Source organism: Suilimivivens sp. (assembly GCF_037359455.1).
Taxonomy (GTDB): Bacteria; Bacillota; Clostridia; order Lachnospirales; family Lachnospiraceae; genus Suilimivivens; species Suilimivivens aceti.
Window position 1 is genome coordinate 1 of record NZ_JAXXXI010000010.1, and the last position, 18381, is coordinate 18381.

The following is an 18381-nucleotide window of genomic DNA, read 5'->3' on the forward strand; positions in this document are numbered from 1 at the left end:
TTATGCTTGAGAGCAGACTTGACAGCGTAGTTTTTAGAATGGGATTTGCAAGAACAAGAAGAGAAGCAAGACAGATTGTTGACCATAAGCATGTACTTGTAAATGGTAAGCAGGTAAATATCCCTTCTTATCTGGTAAAGGCTGGTGACGTAATCGAAATCAGAGAGAAGTCCAAATCCTTACAGAGATACAAAGATATCCTCGAAGTAACAGCAGGAAGACTGATTCCCGAATGGATGGATGTTGACCAGGAAGCTTTCAAAGGAACAGTTAAGAACCTTCCTACAAGAGAAATGATTGATGTTCCTGTAGACGAAATGCTTATTGTCGAATTATATTCCAAGTAAAAAGCATAAAAGGTTTCACTGGCTGTATATTCTGCAGCCGGTGGAATTTACATTTGTTCGTAAAGGAGGGTATTGGCAGTGTTTGATTTTGAAAGACCAAATATTGAGGTGGCAGAAATCTCTGATGACAAGAAATATGGCAGATTTGTAGTAGAACCCCTTGAAAGAGGATACGGTATCACTCTCGGTAACTCACTGAGAAGAATCATGCTTTCATCACTTCCGGGTGCTGCAGTAAGCCAGGTCAAGATCGAAGGTGTGCTTCATGAGTTCAGTTCTATTCCCGGTGTCAAAGAGGATGTAACTGAGATCATCATGAACATCAAGAGTCTTGCTATCAGAAACAACAGCGATACAAATGAGCCAAAGACCGCATACATCGAGTATGAAGGCGAAGGCGTTGTTAAAGCATCTGATATTCAGGCCGATCAGGATATTGAGATCTTAAATCCGGATCTCCCGATCGCTACCTTAAGCGGTAAGGACACCAAGCTTTATATGGAACTCACTATCACCAAGGGTAGAGGCTATGTAAGTGCTGATAAGAATAAGAGTGCTGATCTTCCTATCGGTGTCATCGCTATTGATTCAATCTATACACCTGTTGAAAGAGTGAATGTGACTGTAGAGAATACCCGTGTGGGTCAGATCACAGACTTTGATAAATTAACACTGGACGTTTACACAAACGGAACACTGGTTCCCGACGAGGCAGTCAGCCTGGCTGCTAAAGTACTTAGCGAACACTTAAGCCTTTTCATCGACCTGTCTGAGAATGCCAAGACTGCGGAAGTTATGGTAGAGAAGGAAGAGGACGAAAAAGAAAAAGTATTGGAAATGAGCATCGACGAATTAGAGCTGTCAGTTCGTTCCTATAACTGCTTAAAGAGAGCTGGTATCAATACCGTTGAAGAATTAACAAACAAGACTTCCGAAGATATGATGAAGGTTCGTAATCTTGGTCGTAAGTCTCTTGAAGAAGTACTTGCCAAGTTAAAGGAACTGGGTCTGCAGCTGAATCCCAGTGATGAATAAATTTAACGAAGAAGAAATAGCTGCGCAGTGAATCCAAAGTGTATGTGCAGCATTCTCATCATGGAGCCTGTCGTAAGACAGACCGGTAACTGCATTCGGTAAGTAAGTCCAAAGAGCGTAGCCGGATGTACCATAATGGGCAGGAAATGCCACAATGAGAAGGGAAGCAGAGTCTTCCTTGGAAAGGAGCCTTAGATGGCAAAATACAGAAAGCTCGGAAGAACATCCGACGTAAGAAAAGCATTACTTAGAAGCCAGGTAACAGCCCTGATCGCTAACGGCAAGATCGTAACTACTCTTGCAAGAGCAAAAGAGGTTCAGAAGATTGCTGACGGACTGATCGCACTTGGCGTAAAAGAGAAGGATAACTTCGAAACCGTTAAGGTTACAGCTAAGGTTGCTGTAAAGGACAAAGACGGCAAGAGAGTAAAAGAAGTTGTTGACGGTAAGAAGGTTACCAAGTATGAGACCGTTGAGAAGGAAATCAAGAAGGATCTTCCTTCCAGAATGAATGCCAGAAGAAAAATGGTTAAGGTTCTCTATTCTGTAACTGAAGTTCCTTCAACAGCAGCAGGAAAGAAGAAAGCAACCAAGGAAGTTGACCTTGTTGCAAAGCTTTTCGATGAGTATGGTGTTAAGTATGCAAACCGTAACGGTGGTTATACGCGAATCGTAAAGATTGGCCAGCGTAAGGGTGACGGTGCTATGGAAGTAGTACTTGAGCTTGTTTAATTAAAATTCATTTAATTAAAAGCGATTGCCTGACACATAAAATAATGGTAAACTAATCTCAGTAGAGTCCTCTCTACTGAGATTTTATTTTGAGCAAAGAAAAACAAGCGGCTGCGAAGCAGACATTTGTTTTTCTGCGAAAAATAACAAGCAAAGGTTCTGCGAAGCAGAACAGAAAGTGCGGAGCACGGCTTTGCGAGTCTTGGAGCGGGAAGCTGCCGGTGGCAGGTTTTCTGTAATTGAGCAAAGAAAAACAAGCGGCTGCAGCGCCAGTTCAGATACACAGGGGGAAATCATGGATAATTTATATCAGGCGATCAAGGGTTTATGTAAGGCAGTCATCAATCTGGTTGTGGCACTTTTAGATCTTCTGGCAGGAATTTTCAATGGGATTGCCTGCTTATTTGAAAAGATCAGACCACGTGCATCCAGACAGTTCCATGAGATTAGAGAAAATGGAGGCCTTAAGTTTTCTACTTTCCGGAAAACCTCCGGAGAAGAAAAGGAAGATAAAAAGATATTCGGGAAAAATACAGGAAAAGGATTGGATGAAGAAAAAATCCAATCGATCCGTGAGAGGCTGACCGAAAAGGTCGTAAGCAGGGATACTTATTACCAGACTTACACCAAAGCTTCTTACAGCAGCAGGGAACATGAACTGATTGTTCTGATTGCATTTTTGTCGCTCTTAAGCGTGATTCTTTTACTGGGAATGACAGGAATATCCGGTGGAATCTGGCTTGCGCTTACTGTTGTGATCCTGCTGGCAGCTCTGGCAGCCTGTGCCCGGATTCATTTTATCAGGAAGAAAGAGCAGAATGGCAGTCTGATCCGCATGATTCTGGAAGAAGAGTTTGTTGAATATAAATCTGCAGAGCAGAAAAGTGAAGCAGTTGAAGAGACAGAAATCTCTGAGCCGGAGAGCAAAGCAGATGTAGAAATGAAAGCAGCAGTGACAGAGTCGGAGAGGGCAACAGAGGCAAGCGTGGATCCCATACCGGAGGCAGAAGAAACAGCGAAAGACTCAGAAGAGAAGACTGTACTGGAAACGGTGGAGGAGGCAAAACCGGAATTAGATTCAGGAGCAGAAGCTGAACAGGAATCTGAAATAAAGCAGGAAACTGATGTATGAAAAGATGGGATATAAAAGTATAAAGAACATACAGAAGAAAGTGGACTTTCTTTTGTAGATATGAGAAAAGAATGATCGGATTAAATAATTAAATAATTATCGGAAATCAACGTTGACGATTCCTTCCATAAGTGTTAATCTAAAAACATGAAAAGAGCGTTACCGTAAAGCAACGGTTCGCCCAAGTTAATAGTTACTCATTAAAAAAGCAACCTATTCCTTTGGTCGAGGGTGGTTGCTTTTTTGATGGATATCTTTTCTGCATGTCTGAATGATACTGATCAGAGTTACAATTATGCTGATAACTGTTACCACAATACCAATCACACTCAGAAGTATTTCGATCATCAAATTATGTACCTTTCATCCTATTTTCCATTTGTATCACCTCCCAGATACTGGAAGTCCTCAAAACGTAAAACATTCTGGCGAAAGGCGAACCGCTACCCGTTTGAGATAACGCTCATATTTGTATCATATACCAAAGCCAGGACAGAGTACACAAAATTAGAAGAAAAAACAAATAAAATACAAAACATATATACAGATAAGCGGACATAGGAGAAAAATCACTTTACTGGAAAAGAAGGAAGTAATAAAATGAATATGGAGTTAGATGCAACTAATCACAAACAAAAGAAATAATTGTAAAGGAGCTGCAATCGTATGAACCAGAATGAATTTAATCCAATTGGAATAGACAGCCAGCTTGACTGGCCAAGAATTAGAAAGCTGCTTTCCATAGGGCTGTTTGCAGCAATTCTTACACTGATCGGAGATATGATGATCGGATGGGGAATCCAGGATGAAACAAAGAAGGGGCTGGTAAGGATGTTTTCTGCCTACAGGCACGCAGAGAACAGCACATTATTTGCAGCGGCACTGCTTGGAATGTTCGGTATATTTCTGGAAGGCCTGTCTTACTTTGGAATTTATCGTCTTATGGCAGAAAGGTCACAGAAGCAAGCACATAACTTCAGAACGGGAATTATCGGGTATATTGTGTTTGGACCATGTGGATTTCATGTGCCGATCTGTATGATGCTGTTTCTGTACCGAAGCCTGACAGAGGCAGGGGCAGAGAATGTACTGGAAACGGTAGAACAGTTTGCTGATTATTTTATCGTGCCGTCACTGATTCTGTTCTGGATCTTTTTCCTGATCCTGGAGGGAACACAGATTTCAGCCTTTCTGAAGGGAAAAACACCATATCCGAAGTGGTGTTTTGTATTTTCACTTCCGGTAGGTATGCTGATCGCAAAGCTGTTCAATATCTTTGGCAATCATGCTTTTGTCAATGCGATTGACTGTGCATGGATTTCAGTAGGAAATATATGGATGTTTGCGGGACTGCTTTTTATGATGAAAAAGGCGCAGGCAGAATAAGGTACCGCTTACTGCGGCACCTTCTGAAAATGCTGATAATCTTTGCAGGAATTCCAGTTACCACCCCAGGTGAAGCCGTGTTCCTTAAAAAGCTTATAGCAGAGATCGTTTTCATCGATCTTATAGGCAAAGACTTTCGAGCGGTCAGCATAGATTTCACTGCCGGCTGGGGAAATGTAAGTTTCTCCGGCTTTTCCTTTGTTAAAGACGACATAAGGATTGTAGAAGGGATTGATGTCAATGGCACAGCCAAGGGCATGCTTGCTTAAAGAGGAGGTCCCGTCTACCGGTCTGTAATTAAAGCAGGAGGTATTGTTTGCTTTCATGGAAGCTGTATCGTCGCCGTTATAATCATCTATCAGGCGGACACTTTCTATCTGATATTCATTTTTATACAGCTCATAAAAAATCTCGATCAGATCATCCGCAATCGCTTTATTGCAGATCAGCTCACCGGTCTGTACATCACCATTGAAATCATAGTACAGAATATTCATATAACGAAGATCTTCATAGGATACAGCAAGGGATGCCATTTCCTCATCAGATAAGATATTAGGAGGCGCTTCTAAAGAAAGCAGCGCTGCATCTGTTTTTGACATAGGATAGGAGATGCCGGTAATACGGTGGATAACAGGATAAGTCAGAGGCTGGTAAAAGAAGCCGGTTTCATATTCAATACTGTCAGTCACTTTCTCTGCAAGCGGAAAGGGCACAGCACTCTGAACTGCAGGATTACCTGCGGGAGCAGAATCACCGGCATCTGCTAAAACAGACGGCGAAGGGGTGCCGGGGGCTTTGGTTGCATAGGCTGTTTCCGGATTTTTTTCTGCATAATCCTGAAGGGTTTCCTTGCCGGACAGCTTGTGGGAAATCACAGAACAGGTAAGGATCAGGATGGCGAGGATCACAAGGTACTTTATGGGAAGCTTTTTCATAAGTGGATACTCCTTTAAAAATCATGAATGGACGGCAGAAAACAGTCAGTTTTACTGCCGATATTCTGATGATACCTCGAAATTCCTTCTATTGCAAACAGAACTGATATCTAGTAAAATAAGGAACAGACGTGAATTGTAAACCGGATTGGCATATGAGGTGAACAAATGGCAATTATAGAAACCAGGGATCTGGTGTTTGACTATATCAGAAGAGATGAAGAGGGAAATGTTGAGGGAATTATAACCGCTGTGGACAACGTTTCTCTTTCTGTGAAACAGGGAGAGTTTATAGCAATCCTTGGTCATAATGGATCAGGAAAGTCCACACTGGCCAAGCATTTTAATGCCATTCTTTACCCTACAGAGGGAACTGTCTTTGTAGACGGCATGGATACCCGGGATGATGAAAAGCTGTGGGATGTGAGAAGAGAGGCCGGGATGGTGTTTCAGAATCCGGACAATCAGATCATTGGACAGATTGTGGAGGAAGATGTGGGCTTTGGCCCGGAGAATCTCGGTGTGCCGACAGAAGAGATCTGGCAGCGTGTGGAAGAGAGCCTTAAAGCAGTTGGAATGTATGAGTTCCGGAAATATGCACCCGGCAAGCTTTCAGGCGGGCAGAAGCAGCGGGTTTCCATTGCTGGTGTGATCGCCATGCATCCAAAGTGCATCGTACTGGATGAGCCGACAGCCATGCTGGATCCCCTTGGAAGAAAAGAAGTGATCCGGGCAGTACGGGCACTGAATGATGTGGAAGGGATCACAATCATTCTGATCACTCATTATATGGAAGAAATTATTCATGCGGATAAAGTATTTGTTATGGATCAGGGAAAAGTTGCCCTGCAGGGAACGCCAAGGGAGATCTTCAGCCAGGTAGAAAAGCTGAAGGAGCTGCGGCTGGATGTGCCACAGGTGACTATGCTGGCACATGAGCTCAGGGAAAAGGGGCTTGATATCCCGGAGGGGATTCTTACAAAGGAGGAACTGATCGAAGCACTCCATTTATAAAGAGTGAAGTCTACACAGCGTATAGATAGTGGATTTATTATAGAAGAAAGAGGAACAGCATGGCGATAGTTTTGGATCATGTGAATCGTATATATGAGGAAGGAACAAGTATTTCCTTTCAGGCGCTGACAGATATCAATCTTGTGATACCGGACGGGCAGTTTATCGGACTGATCGGGCATACCGGATCCGGAAAGTCCACGCTTGTACAGCATCTGAACGGGCTGCTTGCCCCAACTTCGGGAGCCATTTATTACAATGGTGAGGATATTAATGAAAAGGGATATTCCAGAAAGACACTGCGCAGCAAGGTCGGACTGGTATTTCAGTATCCGGAGCACCAGCTTTTTGAAACCGATGTGTTTACAGATGTCTGTTTTGGACCAAAGAACCTGGGACTTGACCGGAAAGAGGTGGAACTGAGGGCTTATACCGCACTGAAGCAGGTAGGGCTTCCGGATGAGTGTTTTTACCAGTCACCCTTTGAACTTTCCGGCGGGCAGAAAAGAAGGGCAGCCATAGCCGGTGTACTGGCCATGAGGCCGGAGGTGCTGATCCTGGATGAGCCGACAGCAGGGCTTGATCCGAAGGGAAGAGATGAGATCCTTGACCAGGTAGCGAAGCTTCGGGAAGAAACAGGGATGACAGTGATTTTGGTTTCCCACAGCATGGAGGATGTAGCCAGATATGTGGACAGGATCATTGTGATGAATAAAAGCCGTGTGATGTTTGACGATGCGCCGAAGATGGTGTTTCGGCATTATAAGGAGCTTGAGGAAGTAGGACTTGCAGCGCCGCAGATTACCTATATCATGCAGGCACTGAAAGCAAAGGGACTTCGGGTAGATACTGATATTACCGGTGTGGAAGAGGCGCGGGATGCCATTCTTGCCGCACTGCACAGGGGATAGTTATGTTAAAGGATATTACATTAGGACAATATTATCAGACAGATTCCGTAATACACAGACTGGATCCCAGAGTAAAGCTGGTGACAACGATATGCTTTATCATATCGTTGTTTGTTGTGGATAACTGGGTCGGATATGTGCTGGCCGGTGTATTTCTTGTGTTAGTTATCGCTCTTTCCAAAGTGCCGCCGTCCTTTATGGTAAGGGGCATGAAGTCGATCGTATTTCTGCTTATTATGGCAGTGGTCTGCAATCTTTTCCTGACACAGGGAGAGCCGCTTGTTACCATCTGGAAGCTGACGATCACGAAGGAAGGTGTGATCCAGGCAGGGAAAATGGCGGTCAGACTGGTATTCCTGATCACAGGCTCATCGGTGATGACACTGACAACCACACCCAATCAGCTTACGGACGGTCTGGAAAAGCTGTTAAAGCCATTAAATGCCATCCGGGTACCGGTGCATGAGATTGCCATGATGATGTCAATCGCACTTCGGTTTATTCCGATCCTGATCGAGGAAACAGATAAGATCATGAAAGCCCAGATTGCCCGTGGTGCAGATTTCGAGAGTGGTAATCTGATACAAAAGGCAAAGAATATGGTGCCACTGTTAGTGCCTCTTTTTGTTTCGGCATTCCGGAGAGCCAACGATCTGGCGACTGCTATGGAAGCCAGATGCTACCGGGGCGGGGAAAACAGGACGAAGATGAAGCCACTGATCTACCACAGGAGAGATTATCTGGCCTATGGAGCTGTTGTATTGTATCTTGCAACCGGTGTGGTTCTCGGACGGATCCTGTTCTAAAGGGAAAGAACATCTTGTAAAACAGAGGCTGCATTGCAGAACAGTAAGACAGTTAGGAAGATAGGAGTGCCATGAAACGGGTAAAATTAGTTGTTGCATATGATGGAACTGCATATCATGGCTGGCAGGTACAGCCAAACGGGAGAACCATAGAGGGAGAACTGAACCGGGCACTGTCGGAGCTTTTACAGGAAGAAATTCAGGTAATCGGAGCGAGCCGGACAGATTCCGGAGTTCATGCATTATGCAATATAGCTGTTTTTGATACACAGACAAGGATACCGGCAGAAAAAATATCCTATGCGCTGAATCAGCGTCTTCCGGAAGATATCCGGATCAAAAAGTCCTGCGAAGTGGCAGCTGACTTTCATCCAAGGCACTGCAGCAGCCGGAAAACCTATGAGTACCGCATTTATCAGGATAGCTTTCCGGAGCCGGTGAGAAGACTGTATGCCCATTTTACTTATGTTCCGCTTGACATGGACAGAATGAGGGAAGGAGCAGCCTGGCTTATAGGAGAGCATGATTTTAAGAGCTTCTGCAGTACAGCGGCAGTGGTAGAAACAACGGTCAGAATGATCCTTTCCATAAACATAGAAAAACAGGGAAAGGAAATTGTGATTTCTGTCTGCGGTACAGGCTTTTTATATAATATGGTGCGTATTATTGCCGGTACCCTGATGGAGGTTGGAAGGGGAAGCTATCCGCCGGAGCGTGTCAGGGAAATTCTTGAGGCAAAGGACAGGCAGGCAGCCGGACCGACAGCACCCGCCTGCGGCCTGACGCTGGTGAATTATATATTTGCTTCGGAGAATCAGGAATGATATATGAAGGATGCTTGCGGGGGAAAGTACCCCTGCGAATCTTTTCAGTGCGACCATCGTGAGGCAATTTCTGAAATGAATTATGATTGAACCATGAAAAGGGTGTTACCACAAATAACGGTTCGCCGTGCGGCTGTTTTCGGTTTACAACGCCCGGATGCCAAAACTGGACGGCAGCTTTTTGTTACTGCGTTTCAAGCTTTCGATATATTTATTGTGACTTCTCACAAAGTTTTCATGGCAAAGCACCGTTCCCGATGGGTTTTCCATAGCGGGATTTCTTTTTATAGCGTCCCTTTTGGTTTGTTTCAGTCTTCGTGGAACGCTTTGCCAGTCCGGAAAAGGTCATCTTCTCCACATAGATTTCGTTTCCGTTTTGAAGAATCCGGTTTACCAGTTTTTCGTGTGACTGCCGGACAACATCGGCACGTTTCCTCTGCAGCGTGCAGAGCAGTCAGCAGCAATGCATTGTCTTCCAAATTTGCCTTTTGTGAGAATTTTCGCTTGGACGCTTAAAAATAATCTGATTGAAAACTACACGGTAAAATGATAATATATATACATGGGAAACCAGAGAGCCGGGCGGCTTACCCTCTTTACGGAGGGCTCAGCCCTCCAGACGAAAGGAGGGTGTTGCCAATGGTTACATATTCTGATCTGATTCAGTTTTGTATATTCATTGTCGCCCTTGTTGGTCTTTGCTATAAGATTTTCAAGGATAAAAGAAAATAGCCGCCATTACTTCCGATAATGACGGCTGTTGCTAATTTGAACAGTTGTAATTAATGGGGTAAGCCGCTTCTCTGGCTTTCCCTTTTTCTAGTATCAATATAACACATGTCAGAGGAAAATTTCAAGGTAAAATAAAAGAATGGTAATTCTACAGAACATTAAACATAGGAGATATTGTTGTAGTAAACGGGCTTTCCTATATAAAAAATGATCCACAGCGGGGAGATATCGTTATTTTCAGAACGGATGAGATCCCGGAAGGCTGCTATTTTGTCATGGGAGATAACAGAACCAATTCCTATGATTCAAGGAGCTGGAGAAATCCCTATATAATGAAAGCTGACATAAAAGGAAAAATGATTCTGAAGCTCCCCTTTTCAAAAGTGAAAAATGGTCTTTACGCATTTTTAAAAAGATAGCCTTTTAAAAATCTAATTTCTAGTTGACAGATAGGAAAAGTGGGAGTATTATAATACCATAATTTCATACAAAACAAGTAGGAAATATATGAAAAGTATGAAAGAAACGAAAGAAGGGAGAACGATCATGATGTACATGAATACGGATGTTGTTGCTGCAAGGAGAGAAGAAATATGCTGTGTGGACGAATGTGCTGACTGACGTAAGCCTTATGAGATAAGTACGAATAAGATCAGTATATGTCCGGACAGCCGGACTTTTTTTATGCAGGAGGGCAGACGGGAAATCCCTTATTGCAGAATACAATTTGAGGAGAAAATTTATGAAAAAGAAGATAGTTGCATTTTTATTAACAACAGCAATAACAGCACTTGCCCTTACCGGATGTGGACAGACCGGAAGCATTGCCGGCACAGGCAGTGACACAGAGAGCACCGGGGAAGCAGAAAGTGCAGGAGAAACTGCAGCAGAAAGCACGGAGGCAGAAGCTGCCGGAGAAGAGAACGGAGAGGCAGCTACACAGGATCATGGCACACTGAAGGTTTCCTTTATGACAGGAAACATCCGTATTGCAGTGAATATCCTGGCACTGGAAAAGGGATATTTCGCAGAGGAAGGTGTTACTGTAGAGCCGGTGAACATTGGAGGACAGGATGCCCTGACAGCCATCAACGGCAGTGACGACCAGCTTGATATCCTGAACACCGGATTTGTGCCGGATCTGCAGGCCATTGGTTCCGGCTATGACATTACAGTGATCGGTGGAACTGCAGTAGAAGGCGGTGCGATTATCGCAAAGAGCGGAAATACTGCAGCATATCAGGATGTCGACAAGATAATCAATATTGATGCGGTTACTTCTGCAAAGCTTGGATTTGTCAGAAATGAATCATCCTGGGTTGTGACCAGACAGTACCTGCTTGACAATGGTGTTTCTGAAGAAACGATCGCAGCCATTGAAGAAGAGGGAAGCGGTAATATTTCCTACTATCAGGATGAAACAGCAGTGGCACAGGCAGTACAGAAGGGTGAAGTTGACCTTGGATTTTTACCTCTTGAATATGCACTTCTCTATGGAGATGCCTATGAGCTTGAGGTAGTCACACCGGCAGGAGCACTGCAGGAGAATTATGTATGCTGCCGTGAGGTAACTTCTTCTGCAAAGCTTGCAGCAAAGAAGGATGCCTTTGTAGCTTATGAGACAGCAAGGATCCGTGCTTTTGAATATTATAAGCAGGGAGAAACCGATGAAGCGGTCCGCAAGGATGTTGTAGATACCGTAGTAAATTATTCCGGCAAGGAAGCCGATTATGTAGAAACTTATCTGTACGGCGGTGTTACCAAGTATGCGACAGATCCCAATGAAAAAGGAATTGTGAAGTATGTGGAAGCAGCAGTAAACTCAGGACTTCTTTCCAGCGCAGGTATTGATTTTGGTACCTATGACATCACACAGAACATTGATACTTCTGCTTATGCACAGGCTATTAACGATCTGGTGGAAAGAGAGCCGGAGAATGAATTTTATGCACAGCTCAAGACACAGTTCGAAGCAGATAATGAATAAGTAACAGAGGAAAACGGCATGGGAAAGATATATGACAATGTAATACAGCTGATTGGCAATACACCGATCCTGCATCTGAACAAAATAGAAAAGGAAGAGAACCTGGAAGCACGTATTTATGCCAAGGTGGAAGGCCTGAATCCGGGAGGCTCCGTAAAGGACAGAGCGGCGCTGAACATGATCGAGGAGGCCGAAAAAGAAGGAAAGCTGAAAGCCGGCGGAACGATCGTGGAAGGAACGAGCGGTAATACGGGAATCGGGATTGCACTGGTTGCAGCGGTCAAAAAGTACCATGCCGTGATCTGCATGCAGGAAGGGGCAAGCAGAGAAAAAATAAAGATCCTGAAGGCCTACGGTGCAGACGTGGAGCTGACACCGAAGGATCTTGGATTTGCAGAGTCCGGGAAAAGAGCAAAACAGCTGGAAGAGGAAGAAGGTGCTTTCCGGCCGGCACAGGGCGAGAATCCACACCATCCGGAAGCACATGTCAGACATACCGGACCGGAGATCTGGCAGGCTATGGATGGAAAGGTGGATATCTTCGTGGCTACGGTGGGAACCAGTGGAACCAGCGGCGGTATCGGACATTTCCTGAAGGAAAAGAATCCGGACATCGAGATCTACGGTGTGGAACCGGCAGGATGTCCTGTTTTAAACGGTGGTGAGCCGGGATCTCATAAGATCCAGGGAATCGGGGGCGGCGTGATCTGTCCTATTACTGATCTGGAACTGTATAAGGAGATCCTGCTCTGCAGGGATGAGGATGCTTATAAATATGCAAGGCTCTGTCCGAAGAAGGAAGGACTTCTGATCGGCATTTCTGCCGGAGCAGCCCTGTGGGCGGCGGTAACGCTGGCGAAGAGACCGGAGAATAAAGGGAAAAATATCGTAGTGCTTTTCCCTGATGGGGGGAACAAATATCTTTCAAGTGACCTGTTTAAGGATGAGGAGGAATGATCATGGCAAATGCATGCAGTCTTAACAGAGTAATCGATACCGTTTATACAGATGAGGAAGCAGAGCTTCACGCAAAGGAAGCAGGGGTTGATCCAAGACCCAAGGAAACCAAGGCCGAGAATGACGAAAGAGGCGCTTTTATCAGACAGCCAAATGCTTTTATCAAACCATTTGGTGACGGCCCGGATGATAATCATGCCGAGGCGCACAGATATGCGATCTACTGGGCACATGGATGCCACTGGTCCAACAGACCGGTGATCGTAAGAGATATCCTCGGTCTTCAGGATGTGATCGGAGATGTCGCAACCACAGCTTCCGGAGTAGCCAATATTTATGGACATGGATTTGCAGACCAGCCAGGACACAAGGATCCAATCTGCGGTGCTTATTTTTTAAGCCAGTTCTACAAGAATGCAGATCCTGACTTTACCGGAAGAGCAACCACTCCAACCTTTGTAGATATCAGAGAGAAAAAGGCAGTCAATAACGATTATCACAGACTGACCAATTACATAGAAGTACAGTTCAGAAAATTCCAGCCTGTGGATGCACCTGATCTTTATCCTGTGAAATATAGAAAGGAAATTGATGAGTTTAATGACTGGCTTTTTCCTACAGTCAATAACGGACATTACAGAATGGCATTCTGCCAGTCATGGGAAGCCTATGACGAGGCTTACAATGATTTCTTTGATTCCGTGGAAAAGCTGGATGAGCGTCTGAAGACAAATCGTTTCCTCTTTGGCGATTATATTACGGATTCCGATATCCGTCTTTATGTGACACTGGTCCGCTGGGAGACAAGCTATTACCACAATGTAGGACCTATGAAAAAACGTATCACAGAATATGAGAACCTGTGGGGATATGTCAAAGAGCTGTTCAGTCTTCCGGTATTCAGGAAGTACACCTTCTTTGAATTTCCAAAGAATGATGCTAAGGGGATTTTCGCAAGCTACCCGAAACGGATTGCAGCACAGGTACCTTATGATACCCTCTGGAAAACAGATGGAGGGAGAAAAGCACTTTCTGCAGATCCCGAGCATGTATTCAAGAAGCATCCGGAAGGGGAAAGTGTAGAGGATTATCAGAGCGTGATCTCCACTACCAAGTGGAATTCCAAAGAGTGGGCTGACAGAAATCCCATGGACAGAGTCCTGTCTGCAGATGCATCTGTAAACCCCATCGCATCCAAGCTGAGAGATTAAGCAGAAAAAGAGGTAAATACTCATGAAGGTATATGAGAATGTTTCGAGTCTGATCGGAAATACACCACTTGTCAGATTAAGTGGTTATCAGAAGGAAAAAGGGCTGAAGGCCAATATCCTTGGCAAGCTGGAATACTTTAATCCGGCAGGCAGCATTAAGGACAGGATTGCTCTTTATATGCTGGCAGATGCCAGGGAAAAAGGACTTTTAAATGAAAATTCAGTGATCATTGAGCCTACCAGTGGAAATACAGGAATCGGCCTTGCTGCAGTTGCCGCTGAAAAGGGATACCGTACGATCATTACCATGCCGGATACCATGAGTATAGAACGAAGAAATATCCTGAAGGCTTATGGCGCAGAGGTAGTATTGACAGAAGGGGCAAAGGGTATGAAGGGTGCCATAGCAAAGGCAAATGAGCTGGCAGAGCAGATCCCCCACAGCTTTATCCCCGGGCAGTTCACCAATGAAGTAAATCCTCTGGCTCATTATAAGACAACAGGACCGGAGATCTGGCAGGATACAGACGGAGAGGTTGATTTTCTGGTAGCGGGTGTTGGTACCGGAGGAACCCTTTCCGGAGCCGGAAAATATTTAAAGGAACAGAACAGGGATATTAAAGTGATCGCTGTAGAGCCAAAGGATTCGCCGGTACTTTCAGAAGGCCACGCAGGATCTCATAAGCTGCAGGGGATCGGAGCAGGCTTTGTTCCCTATACACTGGATATTGCTGTTTATGATGAAGTGATTGCAATCACCACAGAGCAGGCTTTTGAAGCTGCCAGGATTCTGGCAAGAGAGGATGCTGTACTTGCCGGGATTTCTTCAGGGGCGGCACTGTATGCGGCAGAGGTGATCGCAGCAAGACCGGAAAATAAAGATAAAAACATTGTAGTCATTTTCCCGGACAACGGAGAAAAATATTTATCAGGATCATTATATGACTGATCCTTAAGGAGCAGAGATGAGCGAGAATACAGGAAGAGATTTATCAGGAAGGCCAAATAAAATAGAGATCAGGGATGTGTCTTTCGATTATGTGGACAGAAACAACAGATACTCTGTCCTTGATCATGTCAGCCTGACGATCAGGGAAGGCGAATTCATTTGTATTCTCGGTTCCTCCGGCTGTGGCAAGTCCACACTCCTTGGTCTGCTGAATGGGTTAAACAGGGCCAAGAGTGGAAGCATCCTGCTTGATGGGGAAGAGATCAAAGGTCCAGGCCCTGACAGAGCAGTGGTATTTCAGCAGTATTCACTGTTTCCATGGCTGACTGTAAAAGGAAATATCCTTTTTGGCATCAAGCAGAGCGGAAAGAAATATACCAAGGCAGAGCGGGAAAAGCTGGCAGAGGATTATATTAAAAAAGTAGGACTGATCGGTGCAGCAAACAAATATCCGGGACAGCTTTCCGGTGGTATGAAGCAGAGGGTTGCCGTTGCAAGGGCGCTGGCGCTGGAATCAGATGTTCTTCTTCTGGATGAGCCTTTTGGTGCCATTGATCCGAGACTCCGTCTGGAGCTGCAGGAGCTGGTATCCAGACTCTGCACAGAAAATCACAAGACAGTGGTATTTGTTACCCACGATATTGATGAAGCCATCCTGTTGGCAGACCGGATTGTAGTCATGGAGCCCGGAAAAATCCGGACAGTCCTGCCGGTAGAATTTCCTCATCCAAGAAAAAGGGAAAGCCTCATGGGAACAGAGGGCTATGAGATCCTTCACAGAAAACTGATCGCTTCCTTCTACGCACATGTAGAAGACAACATAGATGCAGAGGTAGCTTTATGAAAAAATGGTTACTGGATCCTAAAATGTATATTGAATTTGGAATTGCCACGCTGCTGTATGTGGCCAACATCGTGCTGACCCTGCTGTTTCCCTATTTTACGGAGCACAAGGCATATTATGACAGCACAGCTTATATCGTAGTACTGACAGCAGCATATCTGCTTTATGCCATCACCGTACATATTTCAAGAAAAAAGAGTGCTTCTGATATTGCGGTTCTGACATATGCGTTTTTTGCCCTGTGGGAGGTTTCCTATAAGACAGGACTGGTGAATAATGATCTTCTGATCCCTTCTCCGGAAGGACTTTTCCATGTGTTTGTGGAAAAGCCGGCAGAGATCGGCAGTGATATCCTTGGATCATTATCCCTCCTGTTCTGGGGCTTTCTGCTGGCTATTGTGCTTGGCACCATGCTTGGACTTCTGACAGGCTGGATCCCGAGGATCAGGGAGGTGCTGCTTCCTTTGTCCAATGTGATTACACTGATCCCGCCGCTTATGTTTTCTGCCTATCTGATCATGATCTTTTCCACCTTCCGTCAGGCAGCTATCGCCGTAATTTTCTTTGCGGTATTCTGGCCGACCTTCCAGGGAATGGTGGTAAGAGTGGGACAGATCGACAAGTCCATTATTGAAGCGGCAAGGACCATGGGTGTAGGAACCGTGGGAATGTTATTTAAGGTAATTTTTCCCTACTGCCTTCCGGGCATCATCAAGAGTATTTCCAAAAGCCTGCGTGGAGCATTCATGTGCCTTTCCGGCGCGGAAATGCTCGGCATGAATCTGGGAATCGGATATTTTATAGAGAAATACAAAAGCTTTGCAGATTACAGATGCGTCCTTGCCGGTATCATTACAGTAGGTGTGATCACCACTGTCATTGATCTGGTTGTGAACAGGATTGAAAAAACAGTAATTAAATGGGAAGGATAAAGGATGAAAGCGATCAGAGTCAAAGAGGAATGGGAAAGAGCCGGTGTTTACTATGTAAGAACAGAAGCCATGGTCTTTGGCTTTGATCTTTCCCTGCAGGGAGAGTTTTCCGATGATGCCAGGAATTCGGAATATATTCTTGTAGTAGATGACAAGGGAAAACCCTTAAGTACCAATAGACTGCATTTCCTGCCGGAAAAGGGATTTGCCAAGATAGAGCGGGTGGCAACAGTGAGAAATGCGAGAGATCTTGGCGCCGGGAAGCTTGGCATTGAAGCGGCGGAGGAATGGATCAGGGAACGGGGATATGAAAAAATCGTCATTACAAGCAGAGAAGAAGTAAAAGGTTTTTATGAAAAGCTGGGATATACAGCCCGGTATGATATGAGCCCAGACACATTGGAAAAGAAAGTGGAAGGGGAAGAAAAGCCGGTAAAGGATCCCAGATTTATATGTGTTTATATGGAAAAAGTTGTTGACACTCCGGGAACCGTGTAATATAATAATTCAGTGCGAAATTGCTTGATAATACTGTGTAAAATCTCCTTAGCACAGTATTTCAAATAGAGTACCTGACAGAGTATTTGATCGTCGAAGTGCGGCCCGGACATCCGCATGCAGATAATAAAGTACCTGTGCATTATGTGCGCAGCACATGAACAAATTTTACGGAGGGAAAACAATGAAAACATTTATGGCAAGTCCTGCTACAATCGAAAGAAAATGGTATGTAGTAGACGCTACAAATATGACACTTGGACGCCTGGCTTCAGAAGTAGCCAAGGTTTTAAGAGGAAAGAACAAGGCAATCTTTACTCCTCACATTGATACCGGTGATTATGTGATCGTGATCAATGCATCGAAGGTTAAGGTAACAGGAAGAAAGTTAGACCAGAAGATCTACTATCATCACTCAGATTATGTTGGTGGCATGAAGGAAACCACATTAAGAGAGATGCTGGCTAAGAAGCCTGAGAAGGTAGTTGAACTCGCTGTTAAGGGTATGCTTCCCAAGGGACCTTTAGGAAGAGAAATGTATACAAAGCTCCACGTTTATGCAGGTCCTGAGCATCAGCATGCAGCTCAGAAACCCGAAGTATTAACATTTTAATCAAGGGACTGAAAGGAGAGAATAAAGATGGCTAAAGCAGCAAACAAATGCTACGGAACAGGTAGAAGAAAGAAATCAATCGCCAGAGTATATTTAGTACCTGGAAAGGGCGATATTACAATTAATAAAAGAAGTATTGATGAGTATTTTGGATTAGAGACACTGAAGGTTATCGTTCGTCAGCCTCTGACAGCTACAGAAACAGCTGACAAGTTTGATGTAATCGTTAACGTTCGTGGTGGTGGATATACAGGACAGGCCGGAGCAATCAGACACGGTATTGCAAGAGCATTACTTCAGGCTGATGCAGACTTCAGACCGATTCTCAAGAAGGCTGGCTACTTAACAAGAGATCCTCGTATGAAAGAAAGAAAGAAATACGGTCTCAAAGCCGCACGTCGCGCTCCGCAGTTCAGCAAGAGATAATCTGCTGTTCAAACCGTATCAAAATGGTTCAAAAAGCCCGGAAATGCAAGGATTTGATAAGGATGGTTGAGAAAAACAAGTAAAATCAAGGCTTTGTGGACAGTGAC

The 18381-nt window shown here is 44.6% G+C and carries 21 protein-coding genes; 20 read left to right on the plus strand and 1 reads right to left on the minus strand.

The genetic code is table 11. From position 1 onward, the window contains the following. The 5 genes from rpsD to WJQ40_RS01695 all read left to right on the plus strand — a co-directional run. A partial coding sequence (rpsD, locus tag WJQ40_RS01675) for a 30S ribosomal protein S4 (RefSeq protein ID WP_337537690.1) occupies positions 1-347 on the plus strand: 347 nt, incomplete at its 5' end. A 78-nt stretch (positions 348-425) separates the two neighbouring features. Continuing rightward, on the plus strand, positions 426-1382 hold the full coding sequence (locus WJQ40_RS01680) for a DNA-directed RNA polymerase subunit alpha (protein WP_118799115.1): 957 nt from the start codon (positions 426-428) through the stop codon (positions 1380-1382). 195 nt (positions 1383-1577) lie between these two features. Continuing rightward, the gene (locus WJQ40_RS01685) at positions 1578-2114 is read left to right on the plus strand and encodes a bL17 family ribosomal protein (RefSeq protein ID WP_118799116.1); all 537 of its coding nucleotides are present in this window, start codon (positions 1578-1580) and stop codon (positions 2112-2114) included. 295 nt (positions 2115-2409) lie between these two features. Next, a complete protein-coding gene (locus tag WJQ40_RS01690) occupies positions 2410-3246 on the plus strand; it encodes a hypothetical protein (protein ID WP_337537691.1) in 837 nt (278 codons plus the stop codon). A gap of 666 nt (positions 3247-3912) precedes the next feature. Beyond that, on the plus strand, positions 3913-4632 hold the full coding sequence (locus WJQ40_RS01695; RefSeq protein ID WP_337537692.1) for a DUF6796 family protein: 720 nt from the start codon (positions 3913-3915) through the stop codon (positions 4630-4632). A gap of 8 nt (positions 4633-4640) precedes the next feature. Here WJQ40_RS01695 and WJQ40_RS01700 read toward each other — a convergent pair whose 3' ends face one another. Then, a complete protein-coding gene (locus WJQ40_RS01700; RefSeq protein WP_337537693.1) occupies positions 4641-5570 on the minus strand; it encodes a M15 family metallopeptidase in 930 nt (309 codons plus the stop codon). A 168-nt stretch (positions 5571-5738) separates the two neighbouring features. On the opposite strand from WJQ40_RS01700, the gene WJQ40_RS01705 reads away from it, so the two are divergent. The 15 genes from WJQ40_RS01705 to rpsI all read left to right on the plus strand — a co-directional run bounded on the left by WJQ40_RS01705 (position 5739) and on the right by rpsI (position 18274). Continuing rightward, entirely contained in the window at positions 5739-6584 is an 846-nt protein-coding gene (locus tag WJQ40_RS01705; protein WP_118799634.1) for an energy-coupling factor transporter ATPase, read from the plus strand. A gap of 59 nt (positions 6585-6643) precedes the next feature. Further along, complete coding sequence (locus tag WJQ40_RS01710) at positions 6644-7495, plus strand: energy-coupling factor transporter ATPase (RefSeq protein ID WP_337537694.1); 852 nt, start codon at positions 6644-6646, stop codon at positions 7493-7495. A gap of 2 nt (positions 7496-7497) precedes the next feature. Further along, the gene (locus WJQ40_RS01715; protein ID WP_262575582.1) at positions 7498-8301 is read left to right on the plus strand and encodes an energy-coupling factor transporter transmembrane component T; all 804 of its coding nucleotides are present in this window, start codon (positions 7498-7500) and stop codon (positions 8299-8301) included. A gap of 71 nt (positions 8302-8372) precedes the next feature. Beyond that, positions 8373-9125 (plus strand): tRNA pseudouridine(38-40) synthase TruA, encoded by a 753-nt coding sequence (gene truA / locus WJQ40_RS01720; RefSeq protein WP_337402472.1) that lies wholly within the window; start codon positions 8373-8375, stop codon positions 9123-9125. 639 nt (positions 9126-9764) lie between these two features. Beyond that, positions 9765-9857, plus strand: coding sequence for a putative holin-like toxin (locus tag WJQ40_RS01725; protein ID WP_262594973.1), 93 nt, complete (start codon positions 9765-9767; stop codon positions 9855-9857). 251 nt (positions 9858-10108) lie between these two features. Then, on the plus strand, positions 10109-10276 hold the full coding sequence (locus WJQ40_RS01730) for a S26 family signal peptidase (RefSeq protein ID WP_337402488.1): 168 nt from the start codon (positions 10109-10111) through the stop codon (positions 10274-10276). Between the two features lie 323 nt (positions 10277-10599). After that, positions 10600-11844 (plus strand): hypothetical protein, encoded by a 1245-nt coding sequence (locus WJQ40_RS01735; RefSeq protein ID WP_337537695.1) that lies wholly within the window; start codon positions 10600-10602, stop codon positions 11842-11844. A gap of 18 nt (positions 11845-11862) precedes the next feature. Next, positions 11863-12801, plus strand: coding sequence for a cysteine synthase family protein (locus WJQ40_RS01740; protein ID WP_337537696.1), 939 nt, complete (start codon positions 11863-11865; stop codon positions 12799-12801). Between the two features lie 2 nt (positions 12802-12803). Beyond that, complete coding sequence (locus tag WJQ40_RS01745; protein ID WP_337537697.1) at positions 12804-14012, plus strand: glutathione S-transferase C-terminal domain-containing protein; 1209 nt, start codon at positions 12804-12806, stop codon at positions 14010-14012. 22 nt (positions 14013-14034) lie between these two features. Beyond that, a complete protein-coding gene (gene cysK / locus WJQ40_RS01750) occupies positions 14035-14961 on the plus strand; it encodes a cysteine synthase A (protein WP_337537698.1) in 927 nt (308 codons plus the stop codon). A 16-nt stretch (positions 14962-14977) separates the two neighbouring features. Continuing rightward, positions 14978-15805 (plus strand): ABC transporter ATP-binding protein, encoded by an 828-nt coding sequence (locus WJQ40_RS01755; RefSeq protein WP_337537699.1) that lies wholly within the window; start codon positions 14978-14980, stop codon positions 15803-15805. Then, positions 15802-16737: an ABC transporter permease subunit gene (locus WJQ40_RS01760; RefSeq protein WP_337537700.1), complete on the plus strand. Its 936-nt coding sequence runs from the start codon at positions 15802-15804 to the stop codon at positions 16735-16737. The genes WJQ40_RS01755 and WJQ40_RS01760 overlap by 4 nt, the downstream gene beginning before the upstream one ends. Before the next feature lie 3 nt (positions 16738-16740). Then, positions 16741-17235 (plus strand): GNAT family N-acetyltransferase, encoded by a 495-nt coding sequence (locus tag WJQ40_RS01765; protein ID WP_337537701.1) that lies wholly within the window; start codon positions 16741-16743, stop codon positions 17233-17235. Between the two features lie 184 nt (positions 17236-17419). Continuing rightward, positions 17420-17848, plus strand: coding sequence for a 50S ribosomal protein L13 (gene rplM, locus WJQ40_RS01770; protein ID WP_118799626.1), 429 nt, complete (start codon positions 17420-17422; stop codon positions 17846-17848). Between the two features lie 27 nt (positions 17849-17875). Then, complete coding sequence (rpsI, locus tag WJQ40_RS01775; RefSeq protein ID WP_337537702.1) at positions 17876-18274, plus strand: 30S ribosomal protein S9; 399 nt, start codon at positions 17876-17878, stop codon at positions 18272-18274. Positions 18275-18381 lie beyond the last annotated feature (107 nt).

Excerpts from the sequence above, each read along its gene's own strand:
- WJQ40_RS01685 (WP_118799116.1), top strand. The coding sequence starts at position 1,578 with ATGGCAAAATACAGAAAGCTCGGAAGAACATCCGACGTAAGAAAAGCA.
- WJQ40_RS01690 (WP_337537691.1), top strand. The coding sequence starts at position 2,410 with ATGGATAATTTATATCAGGCGATCAAGGGTTTATGTAAGGCAGTCATC.
- WJQ40_RS01695 (WP_337537692.1), top strand. The coding sequence starts at position 3,913 with ATGAACCAGAATGAATTTAATCCAATTGGAATAGACAGCCAGCTTGAC.
- WJQ40_RS01700 (WP_337537693.1), bottom strand. The coding sequence starts at position 5,570 with ATGAAAAAGCTTCCCATAAAGTACCTTGTGATCCTCGCCATCCTGATC.
- WJQ40_RS01705 (WP_118799634.1), top strand. The coding sequence starts at position 5,739 with ATGGCAATTATAGAAACCAGGGATCTGGTGTTTGACTATATCAGAAGA.
- WJQ40_RS01710 (WP_337537694.1), top strand. The coding sequence starts at position 6,644 with ATGGCGATAGTTTTGGATCATGTGAATCGTATATATGAGGAAGGAACA.
- WJQ40_RS01715 (WP_262575582.1), top strand. The coding sequence starts at position 7,498 with ATGTTAAAGGATATTACATTAGGACAATATTATCAGACAGATTCCGTA.
- truA (WP_337402472.1), top strand. The coding sequence starts at position 8,373 with ATGAAACGGGTAAAATTAGTTGTTGCATATGATGGAACTGCATATCAT.
- WJQ40_RS01725 (WP_262594973.1), top strand. The coding sequence starts at position 9,765 with ATGGTTACATATTCTGATCTGATTCAGTTTTGTATATTCATTGTCGCC.
- WJQ40_RS01735 (WP_337537695.1), top strand. The coding sequence starts at position 10,600 with ATGAAAAAGAAGATAGTTGCATTTTTATTAACAACAGCAATAACAGCA.
- WJQ40_RS01740 (WP_337537696.1), top strand. The coding sequence starts at position 11,863 with ATGGGAAAGATATATGACAATGTAATACAGCTGATTGGCAATACACCG.
- WJQ40_RS01745 (WP_337537697.1), top strand. The coding sequence starts at position 12,804 with ATGGCAAATGCATGCAGTCTTAACAGAGTAATCGATACCGTTTATACA.
- cysK (WP_337537698.1), top strand. The coding sequence starts at position 14,035 with ATGAAGGTATATGAGAATGTTTCGAGTCTGATCGGAAATACACCACTT.
- WJQ40_RS01755 (WP_337537699.1), top strand. The coding sequence starts at position 14,978 with ATGAGCGAGAATACAGGAAGAGATTTATCAGGAAGGCCAAATAAAATA.
- WJQ40_RS01760 (WP_337537700.1), top strand. The coding sequence starts at position 15,802 with ATGAAAAAATGGTTACTGGATCCTAAAATGTATATTGAATTTGGAATT.
- WJQ40_RS01765 (WP_337537701.1), top strand. The coding sequence starts at position 16,741 with ATGAAAGCGATCAGAGTCAAAGAGGAATGGGAAAGAGCCGGTGTTTAC.
- rplM (WP_118799626.1), top strand. The coding sequence starts at position 17,420 with ATGAAAACATTTATGGCAAGTCCTGCTACAATCGAAAGAAAATGGTAT.
- rpsI (WP_337537702.1), top strand. The coding sequence starts at position 17,876 with ATGGCTAAAGCAGCAAACAAATGCTACGGAACAGGTAGAAGAAAGAAA.